General features: G+C 50.2%; 13 protein-coding genes. 9 read left to right on the top strand and 4 right to left on the bottom strand.

Translation table 11 applies throughout. The features are described from left to right. Positions 1-20: 20 nt before the first annotated feature. Positions 21-2,714: a polysaccharide biosynthesis/export family protein gene (locus F7231_RS21150; protein WP_085412831.1), complete on the bottom strand. Its 2,694-nt coding sequence runs from the start codon at positions 2,712-2,714 to the stop codon at positions 21-23. A 254-nt stretch (positions 2,715-2,968) separates the two neighbouring features. On the opposite strand from F7231_RS21150, the gene F7231_RS21145 reads away from it, so the two are divergent. Beyond that, positions 2,969-4,861: a DNA topoisomerase IV subunit B gene (locus tag F7231_RS21145; RefSeq protein WP_166693436.1), complete on the top strand. Its 1,893-nt coding sequence runs from the start codon at positions 2,969-2,971 to the stop codon at positions 4,859-4,861. Between the two features lie 86 nt (positions 4,862-4,947). Beyond that, positions 4,948-6,021, top strand: coding sequence for a prephenate dehydratase (gene pheA, locus F7231_RS21140; protein WP_166693435.1), 1,074 nt, complete (start codon positions 4,948-4,950; stop codon positions 6,019-6,021). Here the strand turns inward: pheA and F7231_RS21135 are convergent. Then, on the bottom strand, positions 6,003-6,413 hold the full coding sequence (locus F7231_RS21135; protein WP_085412834.1) for a GNAT family N-acetyltransferase: 411 nt from the start codon (positions 6,411-6,413) through the stop codon (positions 6,003-6,005). The genes pheA and F7231_RS21135 overlap by 19 nt on opposite strands. 98 nt (positions 6,414-6,511) lie before the next feature. Here F7231_RS21135 and F7231_RS21130 point away from each other — a divergent pair, with 98 nt between their 5' ends. Continuing rightward, positions 6,512-7,252 (top strand): SDR family NAD(P)-dependent oxidoreductase, encoded by a 741-nt coding sequence (locus F7231_RS21130; RefSeq protein ID WP_166693434.1) that lies wholly within the window; start codon positions 6,512-6,514, stop codon positions 7,250-7,252. Between the two features lie 19 nt (positions 7,253-7,271). Continuing rightward, positions 7,272-8,978, top strand: coding sequence for a GMC oxidoreductase (locus tag F7231_RS21125; protein WP_166693433.1), 1,707 nt, complete (start codon positions 7,272-7,274; stop codon positions 8,976-8,978). Positions 8,979-9,001: 23 nt separating this feature from the next. On the opposite strand, the gene F7231_RS21120 is transcribed toward F7231_RS21125, so the two are convergent. After that, a complete protein-coding gene (locus F7231_RS21120) occupies positions 9,002-9,874 on the bottom strand; it encodes a lysophospholipid acyltransferase family protein (RefSeq protein ID WP_166693432.1) in 873 nt (290 codons plus the stop codon). Positions 9,875-10,670: 796 nt separating this feature from the next. On the opposite strand from F7231_RS21120, the gene F7231_RS21115 reads away from it, so the two are divergent. The 4 genes from F7231_RS21115 to F7231_RS21100 all read left to right on the top strand — a co-directional run bounded on the left by F7231_RS21115 (position 10,671) and on the right by F7231_RS21100 (position 16,176). Next, positions 10,671-11,081 (top strand): DUF2147 domain-containing protein, encoded by a 411-nt coding sequence (locus F7231_RS21115; protein WP_085412838.1) that lies wholly within the window; start codon positions 10,671-10,673, stop codon positions 11,079-11,081. Positions 11,082-11,185: 104 nt separating this feature from the next. Continuing rightward, on the top strand, positions 11,186-12,673 hold the full coding sequence (locus tag F7231_RS21110) for a hypothetical protein (RefSeq protein ID WP_229370187.1): 1,488 nt from the start codon (positions 11,186-11,188) through the stop codon (positions 12,671-12,673). A 297-nt stretch (positions 12,674-12,970) separates the two neighbouring features. Beyond that, positions 12,971-15,580 (top strand): DUF5686 and carboxypeptidase-like regulatory domain-containing protein, encoded by a 2,610-nt coding sequence (locus F7231_RS21105; RefSeq protein ID WP_166693431.1) that lies wholly within the window; start codon positions 12,971-12,973, stop codon positions 15,578-15,580. Between the two features lie 20 nt (positions 15,581-15,600). Continuing rightward, entirely contained in the window at positions 15,601-16,176 is a 576-nt protein-coding gene (locus tag F7231_RS21100; RefSeq protein WP_085412840.1) for a Maf family protein, read from the top strand. Between the two features lie 50 nt (positions 16,177-16,226). Here the strand turns inward: F7231_RS21100 and F7231_RS21095 are convergent, their stop codons facing one another. Continuing rightward, positions 16,227-17,099, bottom strand: a complete 873-nt coding sequence (locus tag F7231_RS21095; protein ID WP_085412841.1) for a mechanosensitive ion channel family protein — start codon at positions 17,097-17,099, stop codon at positions 16,227-16,229. Positions 17,100-17,311: 212 nt separating this feature from the next. On the opposite strand from F7231_RS21095, the gene F7231_RS21090 reads away from it, so the two are divergent. Next, positions 17,312-17,683 (top strand): hypothetical protein, encoded by a 372-nt coding sequence (locus tag F7231_RS21090; RefSeq protein WP_166693430.1) that lies wholly within the window; start codon positions 17,312-17,314, stop codon positions 17,681-17,683. Positions 17,684-17,750: the final 67 nt, after the last annotated feature.

Below are 17,750 nucleotides of genomic sequence, written 5' to 3'. Positions count from 1 at the left end.
ACGTTATGTTGTTTGCTCGCTTAGCGACCCGAGATCACCGAAATAGCAAGAAGTGTAGAGATTAAACCTAACAAGCCGCTGGCAATACCGCTAACCGTGCCAATGATCTGTTGTGGAGTAATTGGCGTCGTCTTTTGAACCGGAATAATGACTTCGGCACCTGGCTCAACGCGGGGGTATACGTTGAAGAACATGAAACGGCGCGTGCGGTCTACCGACCCGTTGGCGTACACTACGAATGAACGCTTGCGCTGCGAACGCTCTGTGAAACCACCAGCCTGCGAGATGTAGTCCTGGAAGCTCTGACCGGGGCGGTACTTCACCGTAGTTGGCAACAACACTTCACCCTGAATACGAACGGTCTCGAGTTTTTTCGGGATCCGGAGAATGTCATCTTCCTGAATCAGGATATCCTCAGACGAACCGGGATTCTGCATGATTTTTTCCAGGTTGATACCAATCGATTCCTGTTTGTCAGTTACTACTGCCTCTACTTCAACCGCCGACCTACGGTTTAGGTCGTCAGCCAGCTCAGTAACTGACCGCTGACGCTGATCAAGCTCTTCGGGGCTGAGTTTCACCCGGCGTACCAGTGTCGCACCTTTTATGTATGCCTGTGGAGTTAAGCCACCAGATACGACTACGAGGTCAGACAACTTCTGATCTTTTGTTCTGATTGGGTAACGGCCTGGCGTGATTACTTCACCTTCTACCTGTGCATACGTCTGAATCTGGTAATTGGGTGAACGACGCACAACCACCTGATCATAGGGCTGAAGGTAAAATTTGCTCTCGTTACTCAGTTCAAGATTGCGGTCGATGCTGAATTTCAGTACTTCGGCAATCTGACCAGACGTAGACGTTGGATCAACATCTTTCTTGCGGCGAACTACTTCGATTTGCGACAGGGCTGCTGATTCACGAAGGCCACCTACTTTAACCAGCGCATCTTCGAGGGTCATGTTGGATACGTACCCAATGTTACCCGGCTTATTCACCTCACCCTGAATGTTGATGTCGCCAAACTCAGCTAAATCAAATTTAGAGTTCACCACAATCTGGTCTTCACGCTGGAGAGGCAGATCGGCGTCGGTGCCGTTTAAAATCTTAGTCAGGTCGACTGTGATATTCTCAGTCGTCATGTCTTCCCGGGTGCGTACAATGTTCACGCGACCCATCAGCGCTTCACCCCGTGGTCCTTCGGCGCTGGTTACCAGCTCTTTTAATGTCTTGTTCTGGTCAAGTGAATATACGCCCGGCCGATATACTGCGCCGGAGATGGTCACCTGGTTTTCATAGCGGTTCAACACCTGCTCAACCGCGGCAACGTCACCATCCTGTAAGACAAACGACTTGTATTGATCAGCCAGCACGTCGATTACTTTCAGTTCGCGGTTGGTCAGGCGGGTTACCTTGATGCGGCTCTTGTAAGCATTCGCGGCAAATCCACCGCCGTAGAACAGCAGCTTGTCGAGCGTCTCATTTGGCATCAATTCAAAGATGTTGTTCCGACGGGTAGTTCCCTGTAGTTCAACGTGAGACAGGTATGATGGAATGCGGATATTATCGTTGTCTTGCAGGCGAACATTGTTACGCAGCACCCCTGATAGTAGCAGATCATACAGGTCAATTGTGGCGATAACGCGGTTGCCGCGAATCAGTTGAATGTTGCGGAACGATCCCAGATCACTAGGCCCACCCGACGAGTAGATCACGTTCATGGCCGACGAGAGCGACGACACCGTGTACGTACCTGGCTTTACGGCTTCGCCCAGTACCGATACCCGGATACTACGGATGTTGCCCAGCGTGACTTCCAGGTACGTGTTCTTGGGGCCAAACGAACTATTTTTCAGACCCACATAGATCTTGGACAGCCGTTCGCTGATCCGGGCTTTAGCGGCATCGATCGTGAGGCCGGCTACGTGCACCGGACCAATACCGCTTGGCAGGTAGATATTTCCTTCTGGCGTCACCGTTTGCTTAATTGCATCCTGTGAATAGCCATAGATGTTGATATCCAACTGGTCGTTGGTGCCAAGCACATAGTTAACTGGCGTGGCAATATTGATATTTGGCTGGAAGGTAGTAGCCAGCGTCGGATTGTTGAATAGCTCGTAGCCAAACAGCTTACGACGGGTAGTGGCCCGTTCCTGCGCTCTGGCGGCTTCCTGGTCAGACAGAACGTCAGCTGTTTTTTCAGCTCCTTCTTCGTTTGCGTTTAGCGGAACATCGCCGGGAATAGGTTGGCCATTGGCATCAACTGCTCCCTGACCATTCTGTCCGGTCTGGCCATCTCCCGCCTGCGTACGGCCTGCATTACCCTGGTTGGGGTTCGTGTTGGCGCCCTGTTGTGTAGTGCGGCCAGTTTGCGTGTTGCGGCCGGGTGCCTGGCCCTGCTGGATGGTTCCGTTTGGACCGACCCGCATACCGTTTGGCAGCTGAGTGCCGGCCGGAATATTGGCTGGAACCTGAACACCAGCGGGCAATTGTACATTACCTGATGGCGCTGCTTGGCCTGGCCGGCCTGTAGTGGGAACACCGGCGCCAGGCGTACCACCTCCCGAAGGGGTGATCTGGGCTGAAGATGTGGTAACCGCTCCGAAAACTAACCCAATAAGTGCGATTGTGCGCGTTGTGCAACGAAGAGACTGGTCGGAAAGGCTGGCAAACAAAGAAACCCGGGAATGTTGGAATTTGGGCAATTTTTGCATATTTTTAAGATGTCAACCCCGCTAAAGTGAGGTCAGCTGGATGGTAATGAGTTAACGACGTTTCTTGTTATTATGATATTTCAGCACAATCAGCGGGCAAAGTAAACGAACTTTTGCCGGATTATAAATAGTTTTCTAGCAAGTGGATACGTCGTGGCCGTTGGCTGTTTCGTTATAATTTTTCTAATTTTCTGTAGACCCGCCTTATTTGGTTTACAGGTCGTTTTTTGAAGAAACCCCCGATTTCGTCTATTATGGCAGAACAAACACAACCTACCGTACTGTATAACGAAGATAGTATCCGCTCGCTCGACTGGCGGGAGCATATCCGTTTGCGGCCCGGTATGTACATTGGTAAACTGGGTGACGGCGCCGCCGCTGACGATGGTATCTACGTTTTACTCAAAGAAACAATTGACAACTCCATCGACGAACACGTGATGGGAAACGGCAAGGTGATCGACATCAAGGTGACTGATCACCGTATTGAAGTTCGCGACTACGGGCGGGGTATTCCGTTGGGTAAAGTAGTCGAGGTTGTATCGAAAATAAATACAGGCGGTAAATACGACTCTGGTGCATTTCAAAAATCAGTGGGGTTGAATGGCGTGGGTACAAAGGCTGTAAATGCCTTGTCCGGCTTCTTTCGCATTCAGTCCTTTCGCGAGGGAAAAACCGTCTGGGCCGAATTCGAGCGAGGGGTACTGGTTCGCCAGGGCGAAGAAGCTACCAACCAGCGTAATGGTACACTGTCGGTTTTTGAGCCTGACGATACCGTCTTCAAAAACTACCATTACCGCGGGCAGTTCGTTTCCGATATGCTCTGGAACTACTGTTACCTGAATGCAGGCCTGGTCATGAATTTCAATGGCCAGAAGTTCGTTTCGCAAAATGGCCTGCTCGATCTGCTTCGGAGCAAGCACAAAGAAGATGATCTGCGCTACCCCATCATTCATCTGAAGGGAAGCGATATTGAATTGGCCGTCAGCCATGGTAGTCAGTATGGTGAAGAATATCACTCCTTCGTCAACGGACAGTATACCACACAGGGTGGTACGCACCAGAATGCGTTGAAAGAAGCGTTCGTGAAAACGATTCGCGACCACTTCGGTAAGGATTACGATGCTGCCGATATTCGTGCCAGTATCGTGGCGGCGATTAGTATTCGAGTGCAGGAACCGGTTTTTGAGTCGCAGACAAAGACCAAACTTGGTTCGGTAAATATGGCCCCCGATGAGAACGCGCCCTCGGTACGTTCGTTTGTGATGGACTTTTTGAAAGACCGGCTCGACGACTTTCTGCACATGAATCCGGGTGTGAAAGACGCGTTGAAACGGCGCATCGAGCAGTCGGAGCGGGAGCGCAAGGAGTTGGCGGGCATTAAGAAACTAGCCAATGAGCGGGCCAAGAAGGCAAGCCTGCACAACAAGAAACTGCGCGATTGCCGCGTTCACTTGCCTGATCTCAAAGCTGAAGAACGCCTTAATACCACCCTGTTTATCACCGAAGGCGATTCAGCCAGTGGCTCGATCACCAAAAGTCGTAATGTACAGACACAGGCCGTATTTAGTCTGCGTGGAAAGCCACTCAACTGCTTTGGACTGACCAAGAAAGTAGTGTATGAAAACGAGGAGTTTAACCTGCTGCAACATGCGCTGGATATTGAAGAAGGCCTCGATACACTCCGATATAGCCGCATTGTGATTGCTACTGACGCCGATGTAGATGGCATGCACATCCGCTTGCTGATGCTGACGTTCTTCCTGCAATTTTTCCCCGATCTGGTACGTAACGGGCATCTGTATATTCTGGAAACCCCGCTGTTCCGGGTGCGTAATCCTAAGAACCACAAGGAAACGGCGTACTGTTATTCGGAGGAAGAGAAGCAGACGGCGACAGATAAGCTTACCAAAGGGGGCAAGAAAGTGGAAATAACCCGCTTTAAAGGACTGGGTGAAATCTCACCCGATGAGTTCGGCCTGTTTATCGGCGAAGACATGCGTCTGGAACCGGTGATCATGGAAAAAGACGCATCGGTGCCTAAACTGCTGAGTTATTACATGGGCAAAAACACGCCCGATCGGCAACGTTTCATCATCGATAACCTCCGCGTTGAGAAAGACGTAGAGGACGTAGCGCTAGTGTAACAGGGTAGGGGCTTGGGGCGTATTGTGTAGGGTAAAATCTCATTTCCTATGCCCTAAGCCCCAAGCCCTCTGCTTAACTTTGCGGCATGACCCTCGAAACACTCCGTAACGATATTGATGCCCTCGATGATCAGGTGCTGGCTTTGCTGAATCAGCGAATGGAACTGGTGCGGCATGTAGGCGAACTAAAGCGCTCAACAAACTCGATTATCTACCGCCCCGAACGCGAAAGGCAGATCATTGACCGGCTGACTTCGCAAAACAAAGGCCCCCTGAACGAAGCGGCGATTGAAGCCATTTTTCTGGAAGTATTCGCCGTAGCCCGCAATATGGAGTTACCCGAACGGGTGGCTTATCTGGGCCCCGAAGGCAGTTTTACGCATCAATGTGCCGAAAGCCGATTTGGAGCGCTGAGTGCCTACACGGCCCTGCCTACAATCCGGTCGGTGTTCGAGAGCGTAGAAACAGGCCGGGCGCGGTTTGGCGTGGTACCGATCGAGAACAACCAGGAGGGGGTGGTCAACGAAACAATCGACCTGCTGAACGAGCGGGACATCAGTATTGCCGCCGAAGCCCATATCCCCGTTCACTTCACATTCGCCACCCAAACGGAAGATTTGTCGGAGCTGAAATACATCTACTCCAAAGACATCGCTTTCCGGCAGTGTAGCAAGTTTCTGCAGGATACGTTCGATGGCCTGAAGGTGGAGCTTGTGCCTGTTGAATCTACGTCGAAAGCCGCGAAGCTGGCCGCACAACAGCCTAACTCTGCTGCCATCTGTTCACACATCGCCGCTAAGTTGTTCGGCGTACCCGTGCTCTTCGACAACATCGAAGACAGCGACCTGAATCGTACACGATTCCTGATTCTGGCCAAGAATTTTCAGAATCAACCCAGCGGTCAGGATAAGACGACGCTGATTGCCCGCCTGCCCGAAACCATGAAGCCAGGGGTTCTGGCCACGTTCCTTCAGGAGTTCAACGAGCGAAATATTAACATCACCAAGATTGAAAGTCGGCCACTTCGCAATGGCGCTACGTTCCAATACTGGTTCTTGCTCGAGTGCGAAGGGCATGCGCAGGAGCCAGCGCTAAAGGATATACTTGCCAACCACGCCGCCGACCTCAAGTGCCTGGGTAGCTATGTACGGGTTTCGTAACGCTGATAGGCAATTGGCCCTTTGTAAAACACCTCACCAGTAGGCTCCATGCCGAACCGCTGATAAAAGGTGGCAGCATTGAGCCGGGCGTCGCAGCAAATGGTTGACGCGCCCAATCGGCGGGCTTCGGCGAATACGTGCCGGAGCAGTAACGTACCCAGCCCTTTATGTTGCTGATCAGGTCGGGTGGCAAATTTGCGGAAACGAGCGGTTGGTCCGTCGACAAACAGAGAGATGACCGCTACCAGCTCTGTGTCCAGGTACGTTCCGTAATGGTAACCCCGATCGTCGTCGTCAAGTATGACATAGTTGAAAGGTTTGTCGGGCCACAACACCGAGTGTCGAAGTGGGTATGTATCGACTGCTGAAATAGAACCAATGTGGGTTGACATATGGAAAGGTAAGTGAGCATAGCGTGGTCAGCATGCTGGGCAAAAATAGTCCGGCGGCCAAAAGAAGTAAATAAATCAGGAAACCGTACATAACCAACATGATCGCACTCATCACCGGCGCTTCATCGGGCATAGGCTGGGCAACCGCCGAAGCCCTTGCCAAACTAAATTACAAGCTGATTCTTTGCGGACGTCGGCAGGAAAAGCTTGATGAACTGGCTGCTCAGCTACCCGTTGAGACGCACATTGTCACGTTTGATGTTCGGGACAACGAGTCGGTGTCGGCGGCAATTACGGCTCTGCCCGACGCCTGGCAGTCGATCGACGTGTTGGTAAACAACGCGGGTAACGCCTACGGTATGTCGCCGATTCAGGATGGTGAAGTAGCCGACTGGGATGCCATGATCGACGGAAATGTACAGGGCCTGCTTTACGTATCGAAGGCGGTAGTACCCGGTATGGTAGCCCGGCAGCGGGGGCATATCGTGAACATGAGCAGCATTGCCGGCAAACAGACTTACGCCAACGGAGCGGTGTATTGCGCTAGTAAGGCTGCCGTTGAAGCCATCAGTACGGGTATGCGCTTAGACCTTACCCAGCACGGAATCAAAGTGACGAATATTGCCCCAGGTGCCGTTCAGACCGATTTTTCAACGGTTCGTTTCAAAGGCGATACTGCCCGCGCTGCTCAGGTATATGCCGGGTTCGATGCACTGCAGGCGGCCGATATTGCAGATACAATCGCTTATGCTGTATCGGCACCGGCCCACGTGACTATTGCCGACATTACGATTCTGGCCGCGGCTCAATCAGCTGCCACCACCATTCATAGAAAGTAAAACCAGCTATTGGAAGGCCATGTACGTCAATGGACCGGGAAAAGAGCAGCATGCCTACGATGCCATCGTTATTGGGTCGGGGATAAGTGGTGGCTGGGCAGCTAAAGAATTAACCGAAAAGGGGCTACGGACGCTTGTGCTGGAGCGGGGCCGCGACGTGAAACACGTAGCCGATTACCCCACGGCGATGAGCAATCCCTGGGATTTTCAGCACCGCAACCGTATGCCGCTGGCGTTTGACGAGCAAAACCCCATTGCTACCAAGTGTTATGCGCTTGATGAAGGCACTCAGCATTTCTTTGTCAAAGACAAAGAGCATCCTTACGTGCAGGAAAAGCCTTTCGACTGGATAAAGGGCTATCAGGTGGGGGGGAAGTCACTGATCTGGGCGCGGCAAACACAGCGCTGGAGCAAGTATGATTTTGACGCCAACAATCGCGATGGGTCTGCAATCGACTGGCCCATCCGGTACGACGACCTGGCCCCCTGGTATAGCCATGTAGAGCGTTTCGCTGGTATATCAGGCAACAAAGATGGCCTGGACACGCTCCCTGACGGGGAGTTTCTGAAGCCGTGGGAATTGAATTGCGTCGAGAAAGAGGTACAGAAAACGGTAGCCTCACTCTACAAAGACAGGTACGTTATCATTGGCCGTTGTGCTCACCTGACAGAGCCGCAGCAGATTCATTATGACCAGGGCCGGGCGCAATGTCAGGCGCGGCACCTTTGCTACAGAGGTTGTCCCTTCGGTGGGTATTTTAGCAGTAACTCATCGACCCTGCCCTGGGCGGCCAAAACGGGTAAACTGACCCTGAGGCCATTTTCGGTAGTGGAGTCAATTATTTATGATGATGCTAAGCAGAAAGCTACGGGGGTGCGGGTAGTTGACACCAACACCAAAAAAGTGACCGAGTATTTCGCCCGGATCATCTTTGTCAATGCAGCCGCCCTGAATACAAACTTGGTACTACTTAATTCAAAATCTGGGCGGTTTCCGAATGGATTAGGGAATGATAACGGCCTATTAGGCCGATACATCGCGTTCCATAATTACCGGGGTTCCTTAACCGCCACCTACGACGGATTCCCGGACGGCTATTACTACGGTCGTCGTCCCACCACTGCCTTTATGCCGAATTTCCGGAATGTGCACCGGCAGGAAACCGATTTCCTGCGCGGTTACATGGTTGCTTTCAGTGCAGCACGGGGACGGGGCGTTACAGGCGAGGCTACGTTTGGGGCTGAGTTCAAAGAAGATCAGACAAAACCTGGCCCCTGGCATACGTACATGATGATGCAGGGGGAAACCGTCCCTCGCTTCGAGAACCACGTTCGACTAAGCCCTGACCTGAAAGACCAGTGGGGCATTCCGCAACTGGTGACGTCTGTTGGTTATACGGACAATGACGAGAAAATGCTGGCAGATTTTTTGGAACAGGGCCGGTACATGCTTGAAAAATCAGGGCATACCCAGATCAGTGCACACGACGACAAGCGGAATCCCGGACTCGATATTCACGAGATGGGCGGCGTGCGAATGGGGCGCGATCCCAAAACGTCGCTACTGAATGCCCACAGCCAGTTGCACGCCGTTAAAAACGTGTTTGTGACGGACGGGGCAGCAATGACCAGCACCGGTACGCAAAACCCCTCAATCACGTTTATGGCGCTTACAGCCCGGGCTGCCGATTTTGCTATAGCTGAACTGAAGCGCAAGAATCTGTGAACGCACCTGAGGGGTGTGGTACGTCACTCCAGTTTGGTATTGATTTTGGCGTACTTTTCGCGTTGGTGCTTCCAGCGTTTATGCGACCAGAGCCAGTTGGCCGGTTGTTTCAGAATGGTCTCTGTCAACCGATCGCGATAGCGCTCGATGATTTCACCGTTGGGTAAATCGGTGTAAGGAGGAGTAGCCAGCAACGAGAAAGTAGCCGTATAGTAGCCGCGTCGATTACGAATCAGGTCGAGGTAGATAACGGGTAGTTTCTGGCTACGAGCCAACCGTTCGGTACCGGGAAAGAAAGGAGTCTCCCTGTTCAGAAAAGTAGTCCAATAAGCGGCTTCCGGTATGTTGGGCATCTGGTCGGCCACTAAAGCGACAATGCGTGGCAAGTGACGCCGGGCCACCATTTCGCGTGGCAGCCGGTTCATGGGGATCAAATGAGCACCAAACGTACCCCGAATCTGCTGCATGACCCGTTCAGACGAAGCGTTGTGAAGGGGCTTATATACAGAATCGACTGGTATACCACTGACAATCGTAGCGGCAGGCACCCACTCCCAGTTGCATTGATGACCAGCCGCCCCCAATATAGTCTGCCCCTGATCCAGAAACTGCTTTACCATTTCGCGATTTACCAGGGTCACTCGTTTTGCCATTTCTTCGGCCGAAATGCGGGGCAACTTGATTGTCTCGACTAGCACATCACAGAAATTGCGGTAGAAGTCCCGTGCCATTGCCTGTATCTGCTTGTCCGTCGAGTCGGGAAAAGCGTGACGGAGATTATCAAGAACGACGTGCCGGCGGTAGCGAATAATATAAGCGGTAAGCAGATACAACAGATCAGACAGCCAATACAGGGCAAAAAAAGGTAAACGGGCTAGTAAGTTCAGTATAATCATAAGGAACAAATATAGCCGGTCGACTCGCTAATCATTTTACAATGGTCTCTAACGGTCGCATATAAGCCGTTAAATAAAATGGAGTTTTTTTAATCTAAATCTAATTTAAAAAGAGACATCGTTAATAATGCTTAGGTAGAAAGTCTGTTTATTTGCGATTATAATAAGGTTAAGCCCTCAGGTTGGTTCGCATGGATCATACTGGCTTAACTGGTGTGGATATAGTCGGAAAGCTATTTAGGGATCCTGAATAGCTTTTTTTTATGCAATCCATAAACGCACGCTACTGATCCCCACTTTTTTAGGCGCTATTTCCCAGTTGCGTAGCTGTTTCTGCTGGTGCGAATTTTTTAGATTTTTACAAGTAGACCTTGCTTCTGTTTAGCGTCAATGCAATTTTTACGACGGAGTAGACGTTAATCCATTGAAATAGGAGAGTAATTGAGACGGACTTCGCTTGAGGGTCAAACTCTCGCTTATTTAGAGAGCGATACTATACAAATCCTATCTATTTTTAGTTGTCATACGGTAGGCAAATTGCCTTGTGCAGTGGCCGAAATGTATAAAGATCCTTTACAAAGGGAAGGTTGAACATCAGAGCTCGATACAGCAATGTATTAGCTCTGTAATGGTGTGGATAGAAGCGGAAAGCCGGCGGAGTTTCTCCGACGGCTTTTTTGTGCCATATCAGTTATTTAGCATTAAATCTATATTTATTATAGATTTAATGGCTATTTTCTTGAAACTATGTAATTTAGTTACGCGTTTAAGCCTCAGTACACAACAAATCTGATATATGCTCCTAGTTTCCAGAATTAGCCTTGCCCTCCTGCTCTGCCTCGTTTTAACAACTGCCGGGCAATCATCTGATACCAGTGCAGACCGCATTCTGGGCAGATGGCTTTTTCCGAAAAAACAAACCTGTGTGGAGATCTATCGGGAGAATGGACGCTACTTTGGTCGAATGGCAGCTATCAGTGCCAGTTGTGCCAGTGATTATGGCGACATCAAAAATCAGGTTGTACTGACTAATCTGTCATACACTCAGAACGAGTGGAAAGGAGGCACTATGATTCACCCTACCTCAGGGTCAAAATTTGATGTTGAACTCCGTATGACTAGCCCAAACACCCTGGTCGCAACCGTCTATAAGGGTGTACGGTTCATCAATAAAGAACTGGTTCTGACCAGGCAGTCTGCCAGTTAAGCCAGTGGCAGTTTAACCGCCTTTTAAGTCATATTCAACTCTCTTTTAACGGGATGTAGTGAAGTAGGGAGGTAGCTTTGTTCCCTGATTCAATACAACCAGTTATGAAGCTACTTATTACGCTTGGGCTAAATTGGCTCACTTGCGTTGCTTATGCGCAAACTACGCCTGTTCCCGGCCCAACGCCTACCGTTGTCGATTCTCTACCGACAACTTCATCAGTAAGCGGATTACCTGGCAGCCTTGACAAAGCTCCTCAAAAGATACCAGCAACTAAAAACGAGTTGAGGTACAATCTAAACGAGTCAGGCTCACACTTCTTTCGGGTTACTTTCCTCAACCAGACCTGGGTACGTGCTAATCAAAGTAATCCTGGCTCAACAGTCATTCAGGAGCCAGCCTCGGAGACCGTTGATTTTGGCTTGCGGCGTACGCGTATACAGCTATACGGTCAGATCAGCGACCGGGTATTCCTGTACTTTCAGTATGGGATGAATAATTTTAATTACCTGAATGGATTTCCGGCTTTCAACACGACCGGTACTCCCAGCAACCGAAAAGTAGCGGCCTTTTTTCATGATGCGCTGGGAGAATATCAGGTAATTAAAAACCGTGATTACCTCAAAGTGGGAGGCGGACTTACTATAGTGAATGGCCTTTCGCGTTTTACTCAGCCCAGCGTAGGTACGATCATGAGTATGGACGTACCTGTGTTCGCTCAGGCCACAGTTGATCAGACTGATGAGTTTGCCCGGAAACTGACGGTTTACGCCCGTGGTCAGGTAGGACAACTCGACTACCGGTTTGCCATTAGTGACCCATTTCCAATCCAGACAAATGGAGCCGCCCCCCCCGCATTAGGTCCTAATGCCAGTTTTGCGCTTAAAGGCCATCATAAGCAATATCAGGCCATGCTGGTCTACCAGTTTCTGGACAAAGAATCCCATCAGGTTCCAGGCTATATGACTGGAACGTACCTAGGGAAAAAGCGGGTACTTAATCTTGAAGCAGGCTTTATTACGCAAAAAAATGCTACCTGGCTGAAAGCGGCCACTGCATCAGATACTACCTATCAGACTATGAATCTGTGGTCTGTGGCCTCCTTTCTGGACATGCCTCTGAATTCAGCGAAAGGGACAGCTATCAACGCGTACCTGGGTTATTTTCACACTGACTATGGCACTAACTACCTGCGTTTTAATGGGATTATGAATCCGGCTTCTGGAATTGCCAATTCGTTGTCGCCCGGTGGTGGTAGTATTGGCGGCACACAGGGAAATGCGTTTCCTATGTTTGGTACGGGCAGTGTTATTTACTCGCAGGTTGGGTACCTAATGAAACAGGATCTGTTTGGGAGTGGTAATGGTACCTTACTGCCTTATGCACAGGCTCAAATAGCCAGTTATCAACGCGTAAGCAATACACTTGGTGTATATAATGTAGGTATTAACTACTTGATAAAAGGCCACAATGGCAAGTTTACTCTTGACTATCAAAATCGGCCCTATTACCAGGCGCTACTGGATGCTAACCGAATCGTGCCTGCTGGCAGATTGGGCCAGCTAACGCTTCAATATCAGGTATTTATTTAAAGAGAAGATGATTACCTCGCCCTGAGTAGAGCTAATGCTGTCATTATCTCTGGTTATGGCCAATTGTGCTACGATATTTTTTTTGCATCGTAAGAATTTTTAATGGTAGTATGTAATGTTACCACTCGTAACTTAGTCAAGCTATTCTAAGCTGCGTACGACTAAGTAAGTTGTGTTGTCTACCTGAATTCAGGTAAAAACTTATGCATTTCATACACATTATAGTACGCTTCACCTGAGTATACTCACTGTACCCGCTTTACCAACCGTATATTTGTGTAATCACTTGCGTTACATATGGATAAATTGTACTATTCAAAGTTCTTGTCCTTATTCGCTTTATTAGTTTTAACGGGTATTACCTGTTTTTCTGCGCTCGCCCAGACGCCAACCTACGTAGTGAGTGGGACAGTCGTGGATGCCAGATCTGGGCAAGGCGTTCCATTTGCAAGTGTAGCACTTGTTGGACGAAACGTAGGGGTAACTTCTGACGAAAATGGGGTTTTTGAGTTGAAAACCAGCCGGCTTACTGATTCACTGTATGTGAGTTCAATAGGCTTCGGTGTAAAGCGGTTTGGTATCGATAAAAGCAAACAGGTGCAGGTGCTTACGTTGCGCTTACCACCTGCGGGAAAAGTATTACAGGAGGTGATAGTACGTGCTGGAGAAAACCCTGCCTGGGGTATTCTGCGAAACGTGCGAAAGAATCTGGATAAAAACGATCGGAGCCGGATTAGGGCGTACGAATACGATAGTTACGCTAAGACAAGTATCTCACTAACCCATATTTCGGATAAGCTGCGCAGCAACCCACTTATTAAGAAGGTGCTGACGACAATGGACAAAAAAGATTCTGTTGTCGACGATCTCGGGCACAAAATAATGCCGTTGATGATGACCGAGTCGGTGAGTAAATATTATTACCGCGAATCGCCTGAACGCCGTCACGAAGAAATTTTGAAAACGCGGCTAAAGGGGATGGACATTGTAGAGCCTGAAATCATCTCTCAGTTCGTGGGTGGCAATGCGCTTAGCTACAATTTTTATCAAAATTACCTACGGGTTGTAGGCAAAGATTTCGCCTCACCTGTTGGTGCAGATTGGAAGGGCTGGTACTCCATGTACCTAGCTGACACCGTAAAAATCGGCAACTTTGTTTGCTTCGAGATTCAGTTCGACCCAAAAAACAAACAGGATCTGCTGTTTACGGGTAAAATGTGGATCGATACCACTACGTTTGCCCTGACCATGATTGAGGCGAAAGTAGGTGCCGAGGCGAATCTGAATTACGTGCGCCGCCTTGAAATTGAGCAGGAACTTGAGCCAGCGCTCGACTCGATCGGGAATAAGATTGGCTGGATGCCGGTTGCCATGCGCACTACGGCTGAACTCTATGGTATTGGCAAAAATTCTATTGGGGCATTAGCTCAGCAAGTGACTCGTAACGGTGGGTTTATATTGAACAGGCCTAAACCGCTGAGCTTCTATGACCGAACCGTTTCAGTAGCCGATACCGCTAAAACAAATACGGTTCCGATCGAAGAACTGGAAGGTGATGCCAAGCAAGATGCCATTGCCGAAGACATGTATTGGGCTAGTGTACGGCGTAATCTGGGCGCTGCCGATTCATTGAGTGTAGCCGACCGGAAAGTCCAAGAAATGATTGATACCCTGCGGGCCGTACCGTTGATCAGAACAACCGAGATTTTAACCCGGATTGCTACTACAGGCTGGTACCGCCGGGGGCCAATCGATTGGGGTCCTTATCCATACGCTATCGCTGTCAATAACATTGAAGGGCTGCGGTTACGCGCTGGCTTCCGCACCAATGGGAACTTCAGCAAAGCAATGGTATTGCGGGCCTATGCCGCATATGGTACTGGTGACGCTCGCTTTAAAGGAGGACTAGAATATGATTATATTCTGTCGCGGCGGAAATGGACCATTATAGGGGCCAAAGTAGCGTATGATCTTGAGCGGCTTGGCTTTACGCCCGAACTCATCAATGGGAACAAAGTATTCTACGCGTTTAGCCGATTTGGTCAGTACCGGGGCGGTTACTACAGCAATAGTCAGGAACTGTATTTCCGCACTGAACCGCTGAAAGGGGTAATGATTACCGCCGCCATTGGCGATAGAACGTTTATGCCTACGTTCCCTTTCCATTACCGGACGCAGCCCGACTTAGATAATAATTCGCCAACCCGACCCGACTTCAATGACTCATACTGGTCGGCCGAACTAAGATTGGCCCGGAAAGAGACATTCATCATGGATGGGAACGAGCGTATTCCGGTGGCGACTAAGCGCACGCCGGTCGTTTGGTTGAAATATACCCATGGACATCATGCCTTTGGGGGTGACTTTAGCTACGATCGGTACTCCTTGCGGGCGTTTCAAACCCTGAAATTCGGTAAAGCTGGCCGGTCGTCTTACGTGTTGCAGGCAGGTTTTACGCCGTCGCGATTACCGGCACCACTGCTGTTTACCCACACTGGTAACCCGACCTTCTTTTTTGCGCCGAATACATTCAACCGAATGCAGTTTTATGAATTCGTAAGTGATCGGTTTGTGACGGTACACTGGCAACACGGCTTCGACGGAATTCTGTTTAACCGTATCCCTCTGATTAAGAAACTGAACTGGCGGCTCTGGACCAACGCTGATGTACTTTGGGGAAACCGGCGGGAGCCCAACCGCCGTGTTGATGCCCCGCAGGATGTTCGGCCGGGCGTGAGGCCTACGGTATTTGGCTCGCTCGATCCAAACATTCCCTACATCGAGGCTGGTTATGGTATAAGCAATATCTTCAAATTGCTGCGCATCCAGGTTGTTCACCGGCTCAACTACCTGGGCCCCGGTGTCGATCGGTTTGTCGTAAAAGGGGGGATTGAATTCAGCTTTTAGCGCTTGGTTACTACGCCTATATGTTTTTACTGAAATACCCATTAGTACTGGCGTCGGGCTCGCCCCGACGTCGGCAACTACTGGCTGATGCCGGATTTGCTTTCACCATTGAAACGCGCCCGACCGATGAGCTTTTTCCAGCCGACATGCCGGTCGATGACGTTGCTGAGTTTCTGGCTAGGCAAAAAGCGGCTGAATTTGCCCGCGACCTGGGAGAGCGGGTTATCCTTTGCGCCGATACGGTAGTGATTCTTGATAACCAGATTCTGAATAAACCAATCGATGCCGCTGATGCCCACCGCATGTTACGGAGCTTGAGTGGCCGCGCGCATCGGGTACGTACCGGGGTGTGCCTGCTAACCCCCGCTGGCTTAAGTTCATTTACCGACGAAGCTACCGTTCACTTCGCTGAGCTGACAGACGAAGAGATCGACTACTACATTCGGGTTTGCAAGCCATTCGACAAAGCCGGAGCGTATGGTGCGCAGGATTTCATTGGGCTGGTGGCCGTACACCGCCTCGAGGGCTCGTTCTATACGGTGATGGGGCTGCCTACACACCGGGTGTATCAGGCGCTACTGCCTTATCGAGCTTGAGTAGCTACCCAGACTGAACTCTCCCCGCAACGGAACGTACCTACACTGATTTAGTCCGGTTTAGCTGTTTCACCAAACAGTTTTTGCTTTAGGTCGAAGGTATGGCCAGCAAATACGATGAGAATTTGATGCTGGTTAAAAGCGTTGTGAATGGCAATGATGGCTTCACTCTGCGCCGCTGCTGCATTTGTTGTCGACGGATCGATCCAGAACCAGAGGGCAAACTGAATGTTTTCGACCGTAAATCCCCGGTAGTTGAGGTCTACAGATCGACCATTGGCTACAAACGGTAACGCTTGCACGGCTTCTTGTGCCACGCGCTTGGCCACTTCTAAATCGTCTAGGTACGATACGCCAGCAACTACCTCAATACGTCGTAGCCCGTTGCGCGAATGATTGATGATTGGTTTCTGGAAAACATCCTTGCTGGGAATTTCCACCGTTTGTCCCTGGCCGTTATCAAGTAAAACCGACCGGATTCTGACGTTGAGTACCTTCCCGGTAAAACCGTTTGTTTCAATAGTGTCGCCAACCTGAATAGGTCGCGCCAGTGCAATCATAGTGCCCGAGATAAAGTTGGTTGTAAGGTCCTGAAAGGCAAAACCAACTGCCAGGGCAAGTACCCCTGCACCAGCTAACAGCGACGTAACCGTTTTTTCGAGCCCCAACACGCCCAGCGCGATGAAGACGCCCATGGCCATCACAACGACCCGCGCCACCGAACCCGACAGCGCCACCAGCGATTGATTGTTGCTGATCCTCGTCAGGCCGGCACACACCCAGCGACTCACCCAGCGAGACACCATGATGGCTGACGTTAGAATGAGTACGGCCAGAGCAAATCGGGGTATAAGCCGAACGCCGTAGCGCGCCCATGCGGTAAGTTCGTTATAGAGTAGAGCGATTATTTTTGCGTGATCCATAGTACAAAGGTCGGTACAACGCATGCAAACGGTGTAGTAAATGGGCCTGTATACCCTGATTTCTGCCTGACCGGCCCTCGTTAGGTGGAGATCAGCTACCCAAAGGGAGCTGACCTATTTGTACAAAAATGGGTTTTGCGAAGAATGCCCCAACTTTCTCTTGCTTAAAGTAAAAATTGGTGCCAAATTTGTAGTCCGCGTTGTTAATTCACATGCCGAATCGCCTGTTACATCGTTTCTTAACCCTCTCACTTGCCGGGTTGCTACTTCTGCTTCATAGCGGAATTGGCCCGTCGCTGCGTGCCGTTGGGCAACCGGTGAAAGCAGCTACAACGGCAAAGAAAGCTCAGAAAGCGGGCGATCAGAAGGAGGAGACCATTGTTAAGGCCGCCCTCAATGAAGCGGTGGTCGCTCCGGCGCTGTCCTTCGATTTTTCGCAGGTAACGTACCTGCTCTTTGCCGACCAGATTCGGCTCCTCACCCTCGACCGGCCCCTGCTGCGTCGGGTGTTTGATGTTCCTCACTATTATTCGTCGTACTTGCGACAGGTCTTCGGGCACCTCATTGCGCCGAATGCACCTTAATTGGGTTTGCTGTTTGTATTTTGCTGTTTGACGTTGCGCTGCTGATCAACCATTTCTCTGATTAGCA

Source organism: Fibrivirga algicola (assembly GCF_011742925.1).
GTDB lineage: Bacteria > Bacteroidota > Bacteroidia > Cytophagales > Spirosomataceae > Fibrella > Fibrella algicola.
Note: the sequence above shows the minus strand (reverse complement) of the source record. Positions and strands in the feature narration are given on the sequence as shown.

Bases quoted from the DNA above. Each gene is read 5' to 3' on its own strand.
- F7231_RS21115 (WP_085412838.1), top strand. From the start codon at position 10,671: ATGCTCCTAGTTTCCAGAATTAGCCTTGCCCTCCTGCTCTGCCTCGTT.
- F7231_RS21095 (WP_085412841.1), bottom strand. From the start codon at position 17,099: ATGGATCACGCAAAAATAATCGCTCTACTCTATAACGAACTTACCGCA.
- F7231_RS21105 (WP_166693431.1), top strand. From the start codon at position 12,971: ATGGATAAATTGTACTATTCAAAGTTCTTGTCCTTATTCGCTTTATTA.
- F7231_RS21125 (WP_166693433.1), top strand. From the start codon at position 7,272: ATGTACGTCAATGGACCGGGAAAAGAGCAGCATGCCTACGATGCCATC.
- F7231_RS21150 (WP_085412831.1), bottom strand. From the start codon at position 2,714: ATGCAAAAATTGCCCAAATTCCAACATTCCCGGGTTTCTTTGTTTGCC.
- F7231_RS21145 (WP_166693436.1), top strand. From the start codon at position 2,969: ATGGCAGAACAAACACAACCTACCGTACTGTATAACGAAGATAGTATC.
- F7231_RS21130 (WP_166693434.1), top strand. From the start codon at position 6,512: ATGATCGCACTCATCACCGGCGCTTCATCGGGCATAGGCTGGGCAACC.
- F7231_RS21110 (WP_229370187.1), top strand. From the start codon at position 11,186: ATGAAGCTACTTATTACGCTTGGGCTAAATTGGCTCACTTGCGTTGCT.
- pheA (WP_166693435.1), top strand. From the start codon at position 4,948: ATGACCCTCGAAACACTCCGTAACGATATTGATGCCCTCGATGATCAG.
- F7231_RS21120 (WP_166693432.1), bottom strand. From the start codon at position 9,874: ATGATTATACTGAACTTACTAGCCCGTTTACCTTTTTTTGCCCTGTAT.
- F7231_RS21135 (WP_085412834.1), bottom strand. From the start codon at position 6,413: ATGTCAACCCACATTGGTTCTATTTCAGCAGTCGATACATACCCACTT.
- F7231_RS21090 (WP_166693430.1), top strand. From the start codon at position 17,312: ATGCCGAATCGCCTGTTACATCGTTTCTTAACCCTCTCACTTGCCGGG.
- F7231_RS21100 (WP_085412840.1), top strand. From the start codon at position 15,601: ATGTTTTTACTGAAATACCCATTAGTACTGGCGTCGGGCTCGCCCCGA.